Below are 17495 nucleotides of genomic sequence, written 5' to 3' on the forward strand. Positions count from 1 at the left end.
CCGGGATGGACTTACCGCTGGTGTACCAGTTGTTCTGCCAAGGGCATTGCTGGGTAGCTATGTAGGGAAGGGATAAACGCTGAAAGCATCTAAGTGTGAAGCCCACCTCAAGATGAGATTTCCCATTTCTTTAAGAAAGTAAGACCCCTGAGAGATGATCAGGTAGATAGGTTGGAAGTGGAAGGCTAGTGATAGTTGGAGCGGACCAATACTAATCGGTCGAGGACTTAACCAAAGAATGGATAAGTAAAAGCAACTTGGTTATTTTGATTCAAACTTCAATCCAGTTTTGAGTGAATGAAGATTCAACTCAATAAGAAACAACACCCAGTGTGGTGGCGATAGCGAGAAGGATACACCTGTTCCCATGCCGAACACAGAAGTTAAGCTTCTTAGCGCCGATTGTAGTGAAGGGTTTCCCTTTGTGAGAGTAGGACGTCGCCACGCGAATTGTTGTTTTTGGAGGTTTAGCTCAGCTGGGAGAGCACCTGCCTTACAAGCAGGGGGTCAGCGGTTCGATCCCGTTAACCTCCATTTTTTGAGCCGTTAGCTCAGTTGGTAGAGCATCTGACTTTTAATCAGAGGGTCACAGGTTCGAGCCCTGTACGGCTCATATTCATATTTCATTTGCGGGTGTGGCGGAATTGGCAGACGCACTAGATTTAGGATCTAGCGCCGCAAGGCGTGGGGGTTCAAGTCCCTTCACCCGCATATTTAGCCGGCTTAGCTCAGTTGGTAGAGCATCTGATTTGTAATCAGAGGGTCGAGGGTTCAAGTCCTTTAGCCGGCACCATTTTGCGGAAATAGCTCAGTGGTAGAGCACCACCTTGCCAAGGTGGGGGTCGCGGGTTCGAACCCCGTTTTCCGCTTAGCCAATTCATTACGCCGGGGTGGCGGAACTGGCAGACGCACAGGACTTAAAATCCTGCGGTGAGTGATCACCGTACCGGTTCGATTCCGGTCCTCGGCATTGTTTTATATTTAGCACCCATAGCTCAACTGGATAGAGTGTTTGACTACGAATCAAAAGGTTAGGGGTTCGACTCCCTTTGGGTGCATTAGTTATATACGGGAAGTAGCTCAGCTTGGTAGAGCACTTGGTTTGGGACCAAGGGGTCGCAGGTTCGAATCCTGTCTTCCCGATAATAATTTTCATGGGGCCTTAGCTCAGCTGGGAGAGCGCCTGCTTTGCACGCAGGAGGTCAGCGGTTCGATCCCGCTAGGCTCCATTCTTATTTAATATAAGAGTTTCGCGGTGTAGCTCAGCTGGCTAGAGCGTCCGGTTCATACCCGGGAGGTCGGGGGTTCGATCCCCTCCGCCGCGATTATACATTTGGAAGAGCCTGGACCTTTAGCTCAGTTGGTTAGAGCAGACGGCTCATAACCGTCCGGTCGTAGGTTCGAGTCCTACAAGGTCCATTGTGACGTTGTTTATAGTTTTATTTTTATCATGGAGGATTACCCAAGTCCGGCTGAAGGGAACGGTCTTGAAAACCGTCAGGCGGGTAAAACCGTGCAAGGGTTCGAATCCCTTATCCTCCTTTATTAGGAATCAATTTTCCTTAGTCTAATTATCGCGGGGTGGAGCAGTCAGGTAGCTCGTCGGGCTCATAACCCGAAGGTCGTAGGTTCAAATCCTGCCCCCGCAATTGCTTTTGATTTCAAAAGCACATAAAAAGAAAAGTATGGTTTGGTAGTTCAGCTGGTTAGAATGCCTGCCTGTCACGCAGGAGGTCGCGGGTTCGAGTCCCGTCCAGACCGCCATGCGGGTGTAGTTTAGTGGTAAAACCACAGCCTTCCAAGCTGTTGTCGCGAGTTCGATTCTCGTCACCCGCTTTTCTTTTTGGGCCTATAGCTCAGCTGGTTAGAGCGCACGCCTGATAAGCGTGAGGTCGATGGTTCGAGTCCATTTAGGCCCATAATTTTATAAAATGGCCCGTTGGTCAAGCGGTTAAGACACCGCCCTTTCACGGCGGTAACACGGGTTCGAGTCCCGTACGGGTCATAGTTTTGTTACGGAGGATTACCCAAGTCCGGCTGAAGGGAACGGTCTTGAAAACCGTCAGGCGGGTAAAACCGTGCAAGGGTTCGAATCCCTTATCCTCCTTTCTTAGGAATCAATTTTCCTTGGTCTAATTATCGCGGGGTGGAGCAGTCAGGTAGCTCGTCGGGCTCATAACCCGAAGGTCGTAGGTTCAAATCCTGCCCCCGCAATTGCTTTTATTTTTTAAAGCATACATTTGCATAAAGCAAAAACGAATTGGTTTGGTAGTTCAGCTGGTTAGAATGCCTGCCTGTCACGCAGGAGGTCGCGGGTTCGAGTCCCGTCCAGACCGTTTTTGGCTCGGTAGCTCAGTTGGTAGAGCAATGGATTGAAGCTCCATGTGTCGGCAGTTCGATTCTGTCCCGCGCCATCCAAGAAAAATTTGCGGGTGTAGTTTAGTGGTAAAACCACAGCCTTCCAAGCTGTTGTCGCGAGTTCGATTCTCGTCACCCGCTTTTTTCTTATTTGGGGCCTATAGCTCAGCTGGTTAGAGCGCACGCCTGATAAGCGTGAGGTCGATGGTTCGAGTCCATTTAGGCCCATTTATTTCTTGGGGAAGTACTCAAGTGGCTGAAGAGGCGCCCCTGCTAAGGGTGTAGGTCGGGAAACCGGCGCGAGGGTTCAAATCCCTCCTTCTCCGTTTTTTCTTTTTAATGGCCCGTTGGTCAAGCGGTTAAGACACCGCCCTTTCACGGCGGTAACACGGGTTCGAGTCCCGTACGGGTCATAGTGAAGCATACAAACAATGTTTGTATGCTTTTTTTATTTTTATTACAAAAAAATGTCGTTGAAAGCGTTGACATTTGTTGTAAATATGTTATTCTTTGGATGTAGGGATAAGTAAATAGATGGATAGTGATTGTTTAAAGACAAGCTAAACCTAATTTTTTCATGAAGCGACAGATGTGTCGTTCTTTTTGAAGAAATTGGGTTTTTCTTTTTTCAACGAAACACAAAGGAGGTGGGGCATTGATTATTCACAAAATTTTGAACAATAATGTGGTTATTACATTAGATGATGATAAACGAGAGCAAATTGTTATGGGCAAAGGAATTGCTTTTAAGAAACGCATTGGGGATTGGGTTCCTGATGAAAGTATCGATCAAGTTTTTTATTTAGCCAATCAAGAAACATCACTTAAGTTTCAAGAATTGTTAGGAAATATTCCTTTAGAGATGATGAAACTCTCGGATGACATTATTGTTTATGCAAAATCAACGTTGAAAAAGAGTTTGAATGATACCATTTATATTTCTCTGACGGATCATTTGTACACAGCTTTAGAAAGAAAAAAACAAGGAATTGCAATTAAGAATTTATTATTATGGGATATTAAACGTTTTTTTCCTGAAGAGTACGAAGTAGGAGTAAATGCTTTAAAAATGGTACAAAAGCGCGTAGGAATGGAATTGTCAACGGATGAGGCAGGTTTTATCGCATTGCACTTGGTGAATGCGGAGATGGAGGAAGAAGTCGGTAATATTTACGAATTGACAAAGTTGATGCAAGAGATTACAAATATCGTCAAATACTATTTTAAGGTAAGTTTTGATGAAGACTCTGTTTACTTTTATCGATTTAGCACACATTTAAAATTTTTCTGTTATCGCTTATTACACCAACGTGAAGTTGTCGAAAATGATGATGAAGAACTGTATGCGGTAATTAAAAAGAAATATCTCAACGCCTATCGTTGCGTGGAAAAGATCAGCTTGTATTTAAATGAGAACTATGACTATCAAGTTTCAAATGAAGAACGCTTGTACCTAACGATTCACATTGCACGAATTGTACAAACAACGTAACATTAAACGCACCACTTTGGATAGTGACATTCAGTTGGCTAAACCTTCAAATGAAAATAAATTTTTGGAGGAAAAAAAGATGGGAAAATATCATGAACTAGCAGAAAAAATTGTAAAAAATGTCGGTGGGCAAGAGAATATTAATAGTTTGACACATTGTATCACACGTCTTCGCTTCAAATTAAAAGATGAGAGTCAAGCGAATGATGATGTCTTAAAAAATATGGAAGGTGTGGTAACTGTTATGAAAAGCGGTGGACAATACCAAGTCGTTATTGGAAATCATGTCCCAGCCGTTTATGAAGAAGTAGTTAGTATTGCAGGCTTGTCAGGAGAACGTGAAGAAGAAGCTTCTAGTGGGAATTTATTTGATCGCTTAATAGATATTTTAAGTGGTTGTTTCCAACCCTTTTTAGGGGCGTTAGCAGCGGCTGGGATGGTCAAAGGGTTAAATGCCTTATTGGTTTTCTTAAAGCTCTATACGGCTACGTCAGGGACTTATACCATGTTAAATGGGATTGGCGATGCAATTTTCTACTTTATGCCAGTTATTTTAGGTTATACAGCAGCTAAAAAATTCCGGTTGCATCCAATGGTAGGGATCGTGATTGGCGCAGCTTTATGTTACCCAACGATTCAAGGAAGTGCATTACAAACGGCCTTTGAAACAACAGCGGGTGCCGGAGCCGCAGCACCGTATAATTTATTCGGCTTACCTGCCTATAATACATTTATGGGGATTCCTTGGGTCGGTGCGAACTATACAAGTAGTGTCGTACCAATCATCTTCATTATTGCTTTTGCGGCACAAGTTCAAAAAGTGTTTAAACGTATTATTCCAGAAGTTGTTCAAACGTTCTTAGTACCGTTTTTTGTCTTGTTGATTGCCTTACCAATTGGTTTCTTAGTAATTGGGCCAATCGTTAGCATGCTAACGGATTTATTAAGCGCTGGCTTTACAGCATTAATGAGTTTCTCACCAGCTTTGTATGGTTTGATTCTTGGTTTCTTCTGGCAAGTCTTAGTTATTTTTGGTTTACATTGGAGCGTTGTGCCATTAGCTATTATGCAAGTGACACAAGAAGGTTCAAGCCAAGTATTAACGGGATCATTTGCAGCTAGTTTTGCGCAAACAGCGGTTGTTTTAGCGATGTTCTTCAAATTGAAAGATAAAAAGTTAAAAGCTTTGTGTCCGCCAGCAATTATCTCTGGTATTTTTGGTGTAACAGAGCCAGCGATTTATGGAATCACTTTACCGAAAAAATGGCCATTTATTTATTCAATGATTGGTGGCGCTGTCGGTGGTTTATATTTGATGATCAACAATGTGACAGCTTATACAATGGGTGGTTTAGGAATTTTCGGTGTGCTAAACTTTATCAATGGTGATGATGCAAGTGGGATGATTCAGTCCTTTATTGCAATTGCCATTGCAGCGGTCGTTGGTTTTGGTCTAACATTCTTCTTCTGGAAAGACAATACAGTTGAGGAAGAAGAAGTGATTATTGATAAAACAACGATTAAAAAAGAAAATATTACAAGTCCAGTCAAAGGACGAGTGTTATCTTTAAAAAATGCAGAGGATCCTGCTTTTGCAAATGGAGCTTTAGGAAATGGGGTCGTGATTGAACCAACGGAAGGTAAAGTGGTTGCACCCTTTGATGGAACGATTGTCACACTATTCCCAACAAAACATGCATTAGGTTTGATTTCAGATAACGGCACAGAATTATTGATTCATATTGGGATTGATACAGTTCAATTAGAAGGTGAAGGCTTTGAAGCTTTTGTAAAACAAGGTGACCGCGTGAAAAAAGGTCAAACATTAGTAACCTTTGATTTAGAAGGAATTAAAAAAGCTGGGTTTAGTACACAAATCCCAATCGTTGTGACGAATACAGCGGATTATTTAGATATTTTGGAAGTCGGCAGTAATGAAGTTTCAACAAGCGATGATTTGCTGACCGCTTTAATATAAAAAGATGTGGAGGAAGAGAATTTATGGCATTTAGAAAAGACTTTTTATGGGGTGGCGCAACAGCAGCCAATCAATGTGAAGGTGGCTATAACGAAGGTGGACGCGGTCTGGCAAACGTCGATTTAGCGCCAACTGGTCCAGATCGTTTTCCAGTAATCACTGGTGAAAAGAAAATGTTTAACTTTGATGAGGAACATTTCTATCCTGCACAAGAGGCGATTGATATGTATCATCGCTATAAAGAAGATATCGCCTTGTTTGGTGAAATGGGTTTTAAAACATACCGTTTATCCATTGCTTGGAGTCGAATTTTTCCAATGGGAGATGAAACAGAGCCGAATGAGGAAGGCTTGAAGTTCTATGAAGACTTATTCAAAGAATGTCATAAATATGGGATTGAGCCACTAGTAACGATTACACACTTTGACTGCCCAATGCACTTAGTGGAAGAATATGGCGCTTGGCGTAGTCGTAAGTTAGTAGGTTTCTATGAAAATCTTTGCCGTGTAATTTTCAACCGATATAAAGGATTAGTCAAGTATTGGTTAACATTTAACGAAATTAATATGATTTTACATGCACCATTTATGGGAGCAGGTCTATACTTTGAAGAAGGCGAAAACAAAGAACAAGTGAAATACCAAGCGGCCCATCATGAACTACTAGCAAGTGCAATTGCGACAAAAATTGCTCATGAGGTAGATCCTGAAAACCAAGTAGGTTGTATGTTAGCGGCTGGTTCCAACTACGCTTATACTTGCAAACCAGAAGATGTTTTCGCTGCTCGACAAGCAGATCGTGAAAATTATTTCTTTATTGATGTCCAATCACGCGGGGAATACCCTGCGTATGCTTTAAAAGAAATGGCACGTAAAGGTATTCAAATTGAAATGGAAGAAGGCGACGAAGAACTTTTAAAAGAACATACGGTGGACTTCATTTCGTTCTCTTATTATTCTTCTCGTGTCACATCAACAGATCCAGAAATTAATGAGCAAACAGCTGGTAACATCTTTGCCTCTGTGAAAAATCCTTATTTAAAAGCCAGTGAATGGGGTTGGCAAATTGATCCACTTGGTTTGAGAATTACGATGAATGACTTATATGATCGTTATCAAAAACCACTATTCATTGTTGAAAATGGCTTAGGAGCGGTAGACACACCAGACGAAAATGGTTATGTAGTCGATGATTATCGTATCGATTATTTGGCGGCGCATATTCAAGCGATGAAAGATGCCGTTGAACAAGATGGTGTCGACTTGTTAGGCTATACGACTTGGGGCTGTATTGATTTAGTATCAGCTGGAACTGGTGAAATGAAAAAACGCTATGGCTTTATCTATGTGGATCGCGATAACGAAGGAAATGGTACGTTAAAACGAAGCAAGAAGAAATCGTTTGATTGGTACAAAAAAGTAATCGCAACAAATGGTGAAGATTTAAGTAATTAATAAAATTAGCAACTATTAAAGGGCGTTTGACGTTGGTAGAAAAAACAAGGACTCTTCTGCCAGCGTCAATTCCCTTGATGGTTTCTTTGTTATGCCTAAAAACAGAGGGAAAGAGGGATTTTATGGGATTTCCAGAAAATTTTTTATGGGGCGGCGCAACAGCTGCTAACCAATATGAAGGTGGCTATCTTTCAGGAGGCAAAGGTCTGAGTACATTAGATGCAATTACTGGTGGTAGTCAAACAGAACCGCGACGGATTACGTATTTAACTAAAGAGGGCCAAAAAGCTTCGTGTACGCGCGATCAAGCATTGCCCGAAGGAGCGATTGGCTATATCGATGAAGAGTTATACTATCCTAGCCATGTAGCGACGGACTTTTACCATCATTACGAAGAAGATATCGCCTTATTTGCAGAAATGGGTTTCAAATGTTTTCGGCTGTCTATCGCCTGGAGCCGGATTTGCCCAAATGGAACAAAAGAGATTAATGAAGAAGGCTTAGCCTTTTATGATAAAGTTTTTGATACTTTGCTGCGCCATGGAATTGAGCCTGTTGTGACGATTAACCATTTTGATATTCCGATGTATTTGGCCGATGAATATGATGGTTGGAAAAATCGTGAAGTGATTGATTTCTTTGTTTTCTTTTGCGAAACCATTTTTACACGTTATCAGAATAAAGTGAAGTATTGGATGACTTTTAATGAAATTAATTTTTTAAGAAGTTGGACGCAAATTGGGATTCACAATAATGATAAACAAAGTAAATATCAAGCGGCACATCATCTATTTGTAGCAAGTGCGAAAGCAGTTGAATTAGGACATTCCATCAATCCAGATTTCCAGATTGGTATGATGGTGGCTTATATCCCAAGTTATCCTTTGTCCTGCAAACCTGAGGACGTGATGGCAGCTGTTCAATTTAACCGAGAGCAAGAATTTTATATGGATGTCCAGGCTAAGGGATATTATCCAGCGCATAAGCTCAAAGAATTTGAGCGTGAAGGAATGACAATTCAAATGGAGTCAGAGGATTTAGCGATTATTCAAAAAGGAACAGTTGATTATATCGGGTTTAGTTATTATATGTCGACCGTTTCGACTGCTTATCCCGAAGAAGTAAAATATGTCGGAGGCAACCAAATGCCTGCGGTTAAAAATCCTTATTTGCAAGAATCTGAATGGGGCTGGGCTGTCGATCCTTTAGGATTAAGAATTTCATTGTGTCAGTTGTCAGATCGTTACAATATGCCATTGTTTGTGGTTGAAAACGGGTTTGGCGCGGTGGACACATTGCAAGAGGATGGCTCGATTGTCGACGATTACCGCATTGATTATTTTAAACAACATATTGAAGCCATGAGAACCGCAGTAGAAGAAGACGGGGTTAACTTAATTGGTTATACGCCATGGGGTTGTATTGACTTAGTTTCAGCAGGGACTGGCGAAATGAAAAAACGTTACGGCTTTATCTATGTAGACATGGATGACGAAGGTCAGGGAACCTTGAAACGAACTAAGAAAAAATCATTTAATTGGTACAAACAAGTTATCGCTAGTAATGGTGAAAACTTAACAACTGAGTAGAAAATGAGGGGAAATAAAAAATGAAAAAACGATTGACGATTGTGGGGATGCTTTTTCTGGCCATTTTAGTAATGGTTGGTTGTGGTAAAAATCAGCAAGCAACGACAAAAGAAAAAGAGACAAAACCTGAAGAACTAACTCTTTACATTGTGCGCCATGGAAAAACCATGTTAAATACGACGGACCGCGTACAAGGATGGTCAGATGCGGTCTTAACACCAGAAGGTGAAAAAGTTGTGACCGCAACTGGGATTGGTTTGAAAGATGTTGCCTTTCAAAATGCATATAGTAGTGATAGTGGCCGCGCCTTGCAAACTGCTCAACTTATTTTAGATCAAAATAAAGCAGGCAAAGACCTTGAAGTCGTGCGTGACCCAGATTTACGTGAATTTAATTTTGGTAGCTATGAAGGGGATTTAAACAAGACAATGTGGCAGGATATTGCTGATGATCAAGGTGTTTCCTTAGAAGAATTTATGAAAAACATGACCCCTGAATCTTTTGCCAACAGTGTAGCTAAACTGGATCAACAGCGCGAGGAAAGCAAGAATAACTGGCCTGCAGAAGACTATGCTACAATTACCAAACGTTTGAAAAAAGGCTTAGATAAAATTGTTGCCACAGAATCAGCCAATCCCGGAAATGGCAATGTTTTAGTGGTCTCTCATGGCTTGAGTATTTCAGCGTTGTTAGCAACTTTATTTGATGATTTTAAAGTCCCAGAAGGCGGTTTGAAGAATGCTAGTGTTACAACGATTCATTACAAAAATGGCGAGTATACTTTGGATAAAGTCAATGATGTCAGCTACTTAGAAGCAGGCAAAAAAGAATCAAAATAATCTAAGGCGTCGAGAAACAGTTTATTTAGGAGTTGGTGGAGCAAGAAAAGGGTTGCTCCACCAACTCCTATTGTTGTGTTCTTTTTTTATTAAAGGTAGAATCAGAAAGAAGAATTTTTTCATTGGGAGGAAATGAGATGAAAAATAGAACAAAATCACGCTTGAAAAAAATTGTCCTAGGACTTGGGCTTTTTTTAGTAATCTTAGTCATCGGCCTGACTATTTTTATTAAAAATAGTACGTATCAAGCGACCGATTCGGCCTTAAAAATAAGTCAAAGTGCCGCGCAAGAAAAAAACTATGATTATTACACAAACGGGCAAAAAAATGATACAGCACTGATTTTTTATCCAGGTGCATTGGTTGTGCCAGCTAGTTATAGTGAATGGGCGCAAGAAGTTGCTACGAAAGGTTATGATGTCTATGTTGTTCATTTTCCTTTGAATTTAGCGGTTCTTGCACCAAATGCTGCAGAACAAATTATAAAGGATCATCCACAACAAAACTTCGTTTTGGCTGGGCATTCCCTGGGTGGTGTGATGGCTAGTCGTTTTGTAGCGGAAAATGAGCAACGAATCAAAGGCATGATTTATTTAGCCAGCTATCCTGACGAAAAAGGTGCACTAAACAAGCAAAAACTGCCGGTTCTGTCAATAACAGCCACAAACGATGGTGTTTTAAATTGGACTAGCTACCAAAAAGCCAAACAGTTTTTGCCAAAAGATACGCAGTATGTATCTATCAAAGGTGGTAACCATGCAGGGTTTGGTAATTACGGTGTCCAAAAAGGAGACAACAAAGCGACAATTTCTAACGAGCAACAGCAAACAGAAATCAGTCAATTGATTGTAGCGTGGCTACAATCACGCCCCAATAAATAATCCGATGAGCCGAAATGTTATTTTTTCGGCTCATTTTTAATACGATAAACAGAGGGGGTTACGCCTGTTTCTTTTTTAAAAGTGGTGGCAAAATATGCTGCGGTTTGGAAGCCAACTTTTTTCGCGATTTGTTGAATCGTAAGGGGTGAATGGAGAAGCAATTCTTGGGCTTGCCTAATTCGGACACTTGTTAAATAAGCTAATGGGGTTTGTTTCGTCTGTTCCTTAAAGGTTCGCTGCAAATGAAAGGGACTACCGTGGCAGGCTTGCGCTAAATAGTCTAAACTTAAAGGTTCCGCTGAATGCCGATCAATAAATTGCTTAATTTGAGCAACCCATTCCTCGTTAGGAACGACTTGCCCGGTTGGTTGACATCTTTTACATGGACGAAAACCAAGTGTTAAAGCTTCCTGAGCCGTTTTGAAAATCAGAACGTGGTTCTTGTTGGGCACACGGGAAGGGCACGAAGGACGACAAAAAATTTTAGTTGTGGTCACACCATAAAAAAAATCACCATCAAATTGCGTATTATTTTTTTGAATGGCTTCCCAACGTTTCTGAGTAAGTCGATACGTTGTTTTCATTGTAAGCACACCTCCCGTTTTCTTCATTGTAAAAGAATCCCTAATAAAAACAAGTAAAAAGTGATAGGAGCGCAAGATTTTGAAAGCCAAAAGAATTATAATGAAGATAAGAAAACACGAGAAAGAAGTGTAGACATATGGTAAAAAAGATTTATTATGCGCAACAAGAATGGCAGAAAGATCACTATTATCTTGGTGTGACAGACGCTGGACTAGCTTTTGTAGGTTCAGCCAATCAATCGATAGAAGAGCTGAAAAACTGGTACCCTCAAGCACAATTAGAAGCTTCTGAAAAGAAAACTGCGCCTTATAAAGAAGCATTAATAAGTTATCTTAACCAACATTCGACAACGTTTGCTTGCCCCATAGACATCGAAGGAACGCCCTTTCAAAAAGAAGTTTGGCAGGCGTTGCAAGAAATCCCTTATGGTGAGACAATGACCTATCAAGAAATTTCAGAAAAAATTGGGCGTCCACGTGCGGTTCGAGCAGTTGGCACAGCGATTGGGAAAAATCCTTTATTAATGGTCATTCCTTGCCATCGAGTCATCGGCAGCAAGGGACAATTAACCGGTTACCGTGGTGGTTTAGCAATGAAACAAGCATTATTAACATTTGAACAGTCTTAAAAGGAGGCGGCGATGAACAACTATCAATGGTATACAGAACAATGGGGAAAACCTACAAGAGAGGATGATTTGCTGTTTTTATTGTTGACGGTGGGTGTTTTTCAAGTTGGTTTAAGTTGGAAAGCAGCAGCAGGGAAAAAAGTAGCATTCATGAAAAATTTTTGCCAAATGAAGCCGGAAAAAGTTGCCGCGCTGTTGCCTGACGAAGTCGATCGAATAGTAGCTGATCCAGATATGATTCGCAATCGGCGCAAAATTGAAGCAACCATTAAAAATGCGCAAGCAATTTTAAAAGTACAAGAAGAATTTGGCAGTTTTGCCAATTATCTATGGCAATTTGTAAAAAACGTCCCCGTTTTATCTATTTATGAAGAAGCATACCAAGTCCCGCGCACACAGCTTTTGTCAGATAACGTAGCAAAAGACTTAAAAAAAAGAGGATTTTCTTTTGTAGGTCCGATTGTCACCAATATGTTTCTGAAAGCTAGCGGGATTATCCAGGTGGAAATTTTAAATCCAGAATAAAGGAGTGTTAGGATGTTTGAAAATGAATCTCTTAGTTTTGAAGAACAAACAATTATTCAAGCAGCAGAGCGTTATGTTCAACAAGAATTAGCCAACGAAGCAAGTGGCCATGACTGGTGGCATATTTATCGGGTGACACAATTAGCAAAAACAATTGCAGAGAAAGAACAAGCAAATTTATTTTTATGTATATTAACAGCATTGTTACATGATATTGGCGATGAAAAATTTAACGAAAGTGAAGAGGCTGGCTTGCTAAAGGTGCAACAATGGTTGGAAGCGAATGACGTATCAACAGAGCAAACGAATCACATCCTTTCTATTATTGCTAATATGTCCTTTAAAGGAGGAAATACTGGGAAAACAGTCACTACATTAGAAGGAAAAGTGGTCCAGGATGCGGATCGATTAGATGCCATCGGTGCGATTGGAATTGCACGGGTGATGGCTTATTCGGGAAATAAAGGCCGTTTAATTCACGATCCTCACAAACAACCTCGTGAACAGTTAACCCAAGAAGAATACCGGAATGGGGAAGATACTGCTATTATGCATTTTTACGAGAAACTTTTAAAGTTAAAGGAACAAATGAATACAAATTATGGTCGCTTATTGGCGGAAAAGCGTCATCAATTTATGGAACTTTATCTGGAGGAATTTTATCAAGAGTGGGACGGACACCGATAAATGAGGGCCAACTAAAACAGTCAGTACATTTCTTTTTGAATTTTAAGAGAACTCTTTTTTACAAATACCTCAGAAGTGGTAAAATGATGGATGAATAAACGGGTGGTTTATCTTAGTTTTACGTTACATATAGGAGGTAATTATGGAGACAAAAAAATCGAGTGGCATGTTTGCAGTTATTGCCGCACTGATTGCGAATATTTTAGTAGCGATTAGTAAATTTGTTGGTTTTGCTTTAAGTGGTAGTACCGCTATGATGAATGAAAGTATCCACAGTGTCGTAGATTGTAGTAACCAGGTGTTATTACTTTTTGGGAATAAGCGCGCTTCTCGTGGACAAAGTGCATTACATCAATTTGGAGAAGGCCGTGCAAAATACTTTTTTAGTACAATTGTTGCAACGATGCTCTTTTTTGGTGGGGGTGCGTTAGGCGTAATGGAGGCTATTCAGAAGTTACTGCATCCCTCTCACGAAGTAGAAAATGTGGCTATTGTCATTGGTATTTTAATTTTTGGTTTGCTTGTGGAAGGTAGCTCGTTGCGTGTAGCGATGAAAGAAATCAAAGAATTGAATACAGAGAAGTTATCGCTCTTAAAATTTTTGCGAGAAAGTCGTCACAGTGAAATTTTAATTATTTTTACGGAAGACTTTTGTGCGGTTATTGGTTTGTGTTTAGCTTTGGTGGGGACCCTTTTAACGATGGTAACTGGGATTGCTGCATTTGATGCTATCAGTGGTTTACTGATTGGTTTACTATTAATGTGTGCAGCCATTTTCTTAGCGAAAGAATTTTATAGTTTGATTATAGGCGAAAGTGTGACCGCTACAGATTTAGCAAAAATTAAAACTGCATTTGATCGGGCGGATGTTGAAAAACTAATTGATGTAAAAACCGTTCATTTAGGCCCAACTGAAATTTTAGTAGCGGCAAAAATTGATGTGGTAGAACCAATGGAAGAAGATGCACCTGATGTTGTGAATGCGATTGAACGAGACATTCGCAGTAAAATGCCTGATAAAAAAATCTATATCTATATTGAAGTTGACGATTATGATGTGAATTACGTTCGTAAATAACAAATGAAAGAATAACTTTAAAAAACAATATGGGGGAAGAAACGATGCAAGAGGCAATTATAACAAGTACAGTAGATTTAACCAGTGGTGGTTGCAACGCCTGTGGTTTAGTGGAAGATACCGTCTACACATTAGCAATGAATGGAGTGGACATTCCGTTAGATGGCTTGACAGTTGCTCATCTAGTTTCTGCTGTTGTTGCCAGAAATGGATTTAAACAGGAGCTGCAAATGGATATGCTAGATGACGAATATATCCTTTATCGAAAAGAAGACACAGCAGTAACCTTTAAAGAAACGTACAATCATTTAAGCTACGATAACGGTTCTGAAAAAATCCAATCTAAAAATAAACTGGAAGATTTACCAAAACTTTTTGAACAAGTCAATCAAATCCTAACAACTGTTTTTGGAATTGAAACTGTCAATTTTATTATAGAATAAAGTACAAAATAGAACAGAAATTGGACAATCAATGAGTGAAAGAGATTGTCCAATCTCTGTTTTTTAATGTATAAATAGAAAATAAAGACAAAAAATGATTAAGTTAAGTGAACGCCTTTATCGACATAAATGATGTCACCGACCACACCACTAGCTAGTTCACTGACTAAAAAGGCACAAGTGTTTCCGACTTCTTCAATGGTTACACCTGTTTTATCTGGTGTCCGCTCATTAGAAATACTAATCAATTGATCGTAGTCTTTTACACCAGTCACAGCCAATGTTTTAATCGCTCCTGCGGAGATTCCATTGACACGAATTTTATCTGCAGCTAATTCAAAAGCTAAATATTTCACGGCAGTTTCTAAAGAAGCTTTAGCAATCCCCATCATATTGTAGTTAGGAATCGCACGTTCGGAACCTAAATACGTCAATGTGACAATTCCTGAACCAGGATTTAACAAAGGTTTCGCATAATGAGTGACTGCTAAAAGAGAGTAGCTACTAATATCTTGTGCTAATAGGAAACCATCACGAGTGATGTCACTAACGTTTCCAGACAATTCTTCTTTTTTGGCAAAAGCAATCGCATGGACTAGTCCATCGATTGTGCCCACTTCGTTTTTGATTGTTTCAAAGGCTGCTTGAATGGACGCATCAGAAGCAACATCGCACTCCACCAACAAATCATTTTCATCTGCTAATTTAACCACTTGCTTTTTCATGCGTTCGTTTTGATACGTATAAATAACATTGGCCCCTTGATCTTTTAATGCTTTTGCACAGCCCCAAGCAATACTTTTTTTGTTGGCAACACCCATTACGACGACATTCTTATTTTGTAAAAACATATAAAATCTCCTTTAATAAAAAATTTTTGTTGATAGAATAGGCTTTTCTTCATCAAAATGTAAAAGTTACATTTATTGAGTTGACGAATAAAATTTCAACTGGTATTATCTGTGTGAGAATGATAACAAAATCTTCTCAATTTTCTAATCTTGAAAAAAACAGACATTTTTCCTGATGTCTGAATTATTAACCAAAATACTTTGAAAGTCAAACTATTTTTCTTATTTTTTAAGAAAAAGTGCTGGAAACCGCATGAAATAATAGTTTGATAATCAAAATAAACTCGGAGGTACAGTATGAAAAGAGTGGTCATAACCGGCATGGGAGCCGTAACACCATTAGGCAATACCGTAAAAGAATTTTGGCATAATCTAGTGGATGGCAAGCTAGGAATTGGCAAAATCACTAAATTTGATTCTGAAGATACTGGGGTGGCTTTGGCTGGCGAAGTGAAAGAGTTTGACCCAAGTGCTGTTTTAGAACGCAAAGAGCAAAAAAGAATGGACTTATTTTCTCAATATGGCTTGGTGGCTGCTTTAGAAGCGTGGGAAATGAGTGGTTTAACAGAAGCAACGATTGACCCGACTCGTTTAGGTGTGATTGTCGGTAGTGGGATCGGCGGGATGACTACCTTACAAGACCAAGTACGGGTAATGGATAAAAAAGGCGCAAAACGCGTAACACCATTTTTCGTGCCTATGGTAATTGCTAATATGGCAGCGGGAAATATTTCGATTCGTCTAGGTGCAAAAGGACCTTCTCAAACTATCGTGACTGCTTGTGCTTCTGCGACGAATGCGATTGGTGAAGCTTTTCGCACGATTAAATATGGTTTAGCGGACATGATGGTAACTGGTGGCACAGAAGCCACAGTATGTGAAATTGGGATTGCCGGTTTTGCGGCATTGAATGCTTTAAATACAACAGAAGATGCGACTCGGGCTTCGATTCCTTTTGATAAAGAACGAAAAGGTTTTGTGATGGGTGAAGGCGCAGGAATGCTGGTTTTAGAAGAACTCGAGCATGCACAGAAACGTGGCGCAACTATCTACGGCGAAATTGTTGGATATGGCAGCAACTGTGATGCTAGCCACATGACCGCTCCTTTAAAAGACGGTAGTGGCGCGGCGGCTGCGATGGAAATGGCGATTGCGGAAGCAGGGATTACGCCGGAACAAATTGGGTATATCAATGCTCATGGTACGTCAACCCCAGCGAATGACGCTGCGGAAACAACGGCCATCAAACGTGTCTTTGGTGAGCGAGCATCGCAAATTCCAATTTCAAGTACAAAGAGTATGACTGGACATTTATTGGGCGCGGCTGGCGGTATCGAAGCGATCGCTTGTGTGCAAACATTGCAAGAAGGAAAAGCTCATCCGACAGTAGGCTACCAAGTAGCTGATCCAGATTGTGATTTAGATTATGTCACAGAAGGTGCACGTGACATTACAGCGGACTATACAATTAGTAATTCGTTTGGCTTTGGTGGCCATAATGGTGTAATTTGCTTGAAGAAATGGGAGGAAAACTAGTATGAAAAAAGTAATGACTGCAACAGAAATTATGGAAATGATTCCTAATCGCTATCCGATTTGTTATATTGATTATGTGGATGAAATTATTCCAAATGAAAAGATTATTGCAACAAAAAATGTGACAATTAACGAAGAATTTTTCCAAGGACATTTCCCTGGAAATCCAACAATGCCAGGCGTTTTGATTATTGAAGCATTGGCACAAGTAGGTTCGATTTTAATCTTAAAAATGGATCAATTTGAAGGTGAAACGGCCTATATTGGCGGTATTAACAAAGCCAAATTCCGTCAAAAAGTGGTCCCTGGTGATGTCTTGAAATTACATTTTGAAATCGTCAAATTACGTGACTTTGTCGGCATCGGCAAAGCGACTGCTTACGTGGAAGATAAAAAGGTCTGCGAATGTGAATTGACGTTTATTGTGGGACGATAAGAATCAATCAATTTTGGATACGTTAGTTTCCCTAAGAAAAGGAATAAGTCATATTGGCTTATTCCTTTTTAAATTTATATAAATAACACTAACGCAAAAAAACATGCTATAATCATGAAAAGCTTACGTGAAGGT

The 17495-nt window shown here is 40.1% G+C and carries 15 protein-coding genes, 25 tRNA genes and 2 rRNA genes (1 of these 42 cut by a window edge); 40 read left to right on the plus strand and 2 right to left on the minus strand.

Annotated features, from left to right (window positions below; translation table 11 throughout):
- The 33 genes from IGM13_RS01010 to IGM13_RS01170 all read left to right on the plus strand — a co-directional run.
- A 23S ribosomal RNA gene (locus IGM13_RS01010) occupies window positions 1-235 on the plus strand (it extends 2678 nt beyond the left edge of the window).
- 96 nt (window positions 236-331) lie between these two features.
- Window positions 332-447, plus strand: a 5S ribosomal RNA gene (rrf, locus tag IGM13_RS01015).
- A 14-nt stretch (window positions 448-461) separates the two neighbouring features.
- A tRNA-Val gene (locus IGM13_RS01020) sits at window positions 462-534 on the plus strand.
- A 6-nt stretch (window positions 535-540) separates the two neighbouring features.
- A tRNA-Lys gene (locus IGM13_RS01025) sits at window positions 541-613 on the plus strand.
- Window positions 614-629: 16 nt separating this feature from the next.
- Window positions 630-711: transfer RNA gene (locus tag IGM13_RS01030), tRNA-Leu, on the plus strand.
- A 6-nt stretch (window positions 712-717) separates the two neighbouring features.
- A tRNA-Thr gene (locus IGM13_RS01035) sits at window positions 718-793 on the plus strand.
- Between the two features lie 4 nt (window positions 794-797).
- Window positions 798-869 (plus strand) — tRNA-Gly (locus IGM13_RS01040).
- Window positions 870-884: 15 nt separating this feature from the next.
- Window positions 885-970 (plus strand) — tRNA-Leu (locus IGM13_RS01045).
- A 14-nt stretch (window positions 971-984) separates the two neighbouring features.
- Window positions 985-1058: transfer RNA gene (locus tag IGM13_RS01050), tRNA-Arg, on the plus strand.
- A gap of 11 nt (window positions 1059-1069) precedes the next feature.
- Window positions 1070-1143, plus strand: a tRNA-Pro gene (locus tag IGM13_RS01055).
- Between the two features lie 13 nt (window positions 1144-1156).
- Window positions 1157-1229 (plus strand) — tRNA-Ala (locus IGM13_RS01060).
- 22 nt (window positions 1230-1251) lie between these two features.
- A tRNA-Met gene (locus IGM13_RS01065) sits at window positions 1252-1325 on the plus strand.
- Between the two features lie 20 nt (window positions 1326-1345).
- A tRNA-Ile gene (locus IGM13_RS01070) sits at window positions 1346-1419 on the plus strand.
- Window positions 1420-1452: 33 nt separating this feature from the next.
- Window positions 1453-1542: transfer RNA gene (locus IGM13_RS01075), tRNA-Ser, on the plus strand.
- A 33-nt stretch (window positions 1543-1575) separates the two neighbouring features.
- Window positions 1576-1649: transfer RNA gene (locus IGM13_RS01080), tRNA-Met, on the plus strand.
- 38 nt (window positions 1650-1687) lie between these two features.
- Window positions 1688-1764: transfer RNA gene (locus IGM13_RS01085), tRNA-Asp, on the plus strand.
- A gap of 1 nt (window position 1765) precedes the next feature.
- Window positions 1766-1836, plus strand: a tRNA-Gly gene (locus tag IGM13_RS01090).
- Between the two features lie 9 nt (window positions 1837-1845).
- A tRNA-Ile gene (locus IGM13_RS01095) sits at window positions 1846-1919 on the plus strand.
- A 14-nt stretch (window positions 1920-1933) separates the two neighbouring features.
- A tRNA-Glu gene (locus IGM13_RS01100) sits at window positions 1934-2005 on the plus strand.
- 12 nt (window positions 2006-2017) lie between these two features.
- Window positions 2018-2107: transfer RNA gene (locus IGM13_RS01105), tRNA-Ser, on the plus strand.
- A 33-nt stretch (window positions 2108-2140) separates the two neighbouring features.
- Window positions 2141-2214, plus strand: a tRNA-Met gene (locus tag IGM13_RS01110).
- Between the two features lie 48 nt (window positions 2215-2262).
- A tRNA-Asp gene (locus tag IGM13_RS01115) sits at window positions 2263-2336 on the plus strand.
- Between the two features lie 5 nt (window positions 2337-2341).
- Window positions 2342-2414: transfer RNA gene (locus tag IGM13_RS01120), tRNA-Phe, on the plus strand.
- Window positions 2415-2428: 14 nt separating this feature from the next.
- Window positions 2429-2499 (plus strand) — tRNA-Gly (locus tag IGM13_RS01125).
- Between the two features lie 13 nt (window positions 2500-2512).
- Window positions 2513-2586 (plus strand) — tRNA-Ile (locus IGM13_RS01130).
- Window positions 2587-2596: 10 nt separating this feature from the next.
- Window positions 2597-2684, plus strand: a tRNA-Ser gene (locus tag IGM13_RS01135).
- Window positions 2685-2699: 15 nt separating this feature from the next.
- A tRNA-Glu gene (locus IGM13_RS01140) sits at window positions 2700-2771 on the plus strand.
- A gap of 242 nt (window positions 2772-3013) precedes the next feature.
- The gene (gene licT / locus IGM13_RS01145) at window positions 3014-3850 is read left to right on the plus strand and encodes a BglG family transcription antiterminator LicT (RefSeq protein ID WP_033591570.1); all 837 of its coding nucleotides are present in this window, start codon (window positions 3014-3016) and stop codon (window positions 3848-3850) included.
- 79 nt (window positions 3851-3929) lie between these two features.
- The gene (locus IGM13_RS01150; protein WP_033591569.1) at window positions 3930-5828 is read left to right on the plus strand and encodes a beta-glucoside-specific PTS transporter subunit IIABC; all 1899 of its coding nucleotides are present in this window, start codon (window positions 3930-3932) and stop codon (window positions 5826-5828) included.
- Window positions 5829-5851: 23 nt separating this feature from the next.
- Window positions 5852-7282: a 6-phospho-beta-glucosidase gene (locus IGM13_RS01155; protein ID WP_002355183.1), complete on the plus strand. Its 1431-nt coding sequence runs from the start codon at window positions 5852-5854 to the stop codon at window positions 7280-7282.
- Window positions 7283-7404: 122 nt separating this feature from the next.
- The gene (locus IGM13_RS01160; RefSeq protein WP_010816269.1) at window positions 7405-8871 is read left to right on the plus strand and encodes a glycoside hydrolase family 1 protein; all 1467 of its coding nucleotides are present in this window, start codon (window positions 7405-7407) and stop codon (window positions 8869-8871) included.
- A 20-nt stretch (window positions 8872-8891) separates the two neighbouring features.
- On the plus strand, window positions 8892-9710 hold the full coding sequence (locus IGM13_RS01165) for a histidine phosphatase family protein (protein ID WP_002419252.1): 819 nt from the start codon (window positions 8892-8894) through the stop codon (window positions 9708-9710).
- 137 nt (window positions 9711-9847) lie between these two features.
- A complete protein-coding gene (locus tag IGM13_RS01170; RefSeq protein ID WP_002419251.1) occupies window positions 9848-10591 on the plus strand; it encodes an alpha/beta hydrolase in 744 nt (247 codons plus the stop codon).
- A gap of 17 nt (window positions 10592-10608) precedes the next feature.
- Here IGM13_RS01170 and IGM13_RS01175 read toward each other — a convergent pair whose 3' ends face one another.
- On the minus strand, window positions 10609-11202 hold the full coding sequence (locus IGM13_RS01175; protein WP_002419250.1) for a bifunctional transcriptional activator/DNA repair enzyme AdaA: 594 nt from the start codon (window positions 11200-11202) through the stop codon (window positions 10609-10611).
- Between the two features lie 110 nt (window positions 11203-11312).
- Between IGM13_RS01175 and IGM13_RS01180 the strand changes: the two genes are divergently transcribed.
- The 5 genes from IGM13_RS01180 (at window position 11313) to IGM13_RS01200 (ending at window position 14537) form a co-directional block, all read left to right on the plus strand.
- The gene (locus IGM13_RS01180) at window positions 11313-11804 is read left to right on the plus strand and encodes a methylated-DNA--[protein]-cysteine S-methyltransferase (protein ID WP_002419248.1); all 492 of its coding nucleotides are present in this window, start codon (window positions 11313-11315) and stop codon (window positions 11802-11804) included.
- Window positions 11805-11816: 12 nt separating this feature from the next.
- Window positions 11817-12329, plus strand: coding sequence for a DNA-3-methyladenine glycosylase I (locus tag IGM13_RS01185; protein ID WP_002355189.1), 513 nt, complete (start codon window positions 11817-11819; stop codon window positions 12327-12329).
- A gap of 12 nt (window positions 12330-12341) precedes the next feature.
- Window positions 12342-13016 (plus strand): HD domain-containing protein, encoded by a 675-nt coding sequence (locus IGM13_RS01190; protein ID WP_002383916.1) that lies wholly within the window; start codon window positions 12342-12344, stop codon window positions 13014-13016.
- Window positions 13017-13158: 142 nt separating this feature from the next.
- Entirely contained in the window at window positions 13159-14094 is a 936-nt protein-coding gene (locus IGM13_RS01195) for a cation diffusion facilitator family transporter (protein ID WP_002355191.1), read from the plus strand.
- Between the two features lie 29 nt (window positions 14095-14123).
- On the plus strand, window positions 14124-14537 hold the full coding sequence (locus tag IGM13_RS01200; protein ID WP_002389555.1) for a DUF4809 family protein: 414 nt from the start codon (window positions 14124-14126) through the stop codon (window positions 14535-14537).
- 98 nt (window positions 14538-14635) lie between these two features.
- On the opposite strand, the gene fabI is transcribed toward IGM13_RS01200, so the two are convergent.
- Window positions 14636-15388, minus strand: a complete 753-nt coding sequence (fabI, locus tag IGM13_RS01205; RefSeq protein WP_002358338.1) for an enoyl-ACP reductase FabI — start codon at window positions 15386-15388, stop codon at window positions 14636-14638.
- A 297-nt stretch (window positions 15389-15685) separates the two neighbouring features.
- Between fabI and fabF the strand changes: the two genes are divergently transcribed.
- Both fabF and fabZ read left to right on the plus strand, forming a co-directional pair.
- Entirely contained in the window at window positions 15686-16924 is a 1239-nt protein-coding gene (gene fabF, locus IGM13_RS01210) for a beta-ketoacyl-ACP synthase II (RefSeq protein ID WP_002358339.1), read from the plus strand.
- Between the two features lies 1 nt (window position 16925).
- Window positions 16926-17360 carry a 3-hydroxyacyl-ACP dehydratase FabZ gene (gene fabZ, locus IGM13_RS01215; RefSeq protein WP_002355197.1) on the plus strand — a complete coding sequence of 145 codons (435 nt, stop codon included), beginning with the start codon at window positions 16926-16928 and terminating at the stop codon, window positions 17358-17360.
- Window positions 17361-17495 lie beyond the last annotated feature (135 nt).

Origin of the sequence: Enterococcus sp. DIV0561, from assembly GCF_050539875.1 — a bacterium.
GTDB classification, from domain to species: domain Bacteria; phylum Bacillota; class Bacilli; order Lactobacillales; family Enterococcaceae; genus Enterococcus; species Enterococcus faecalis.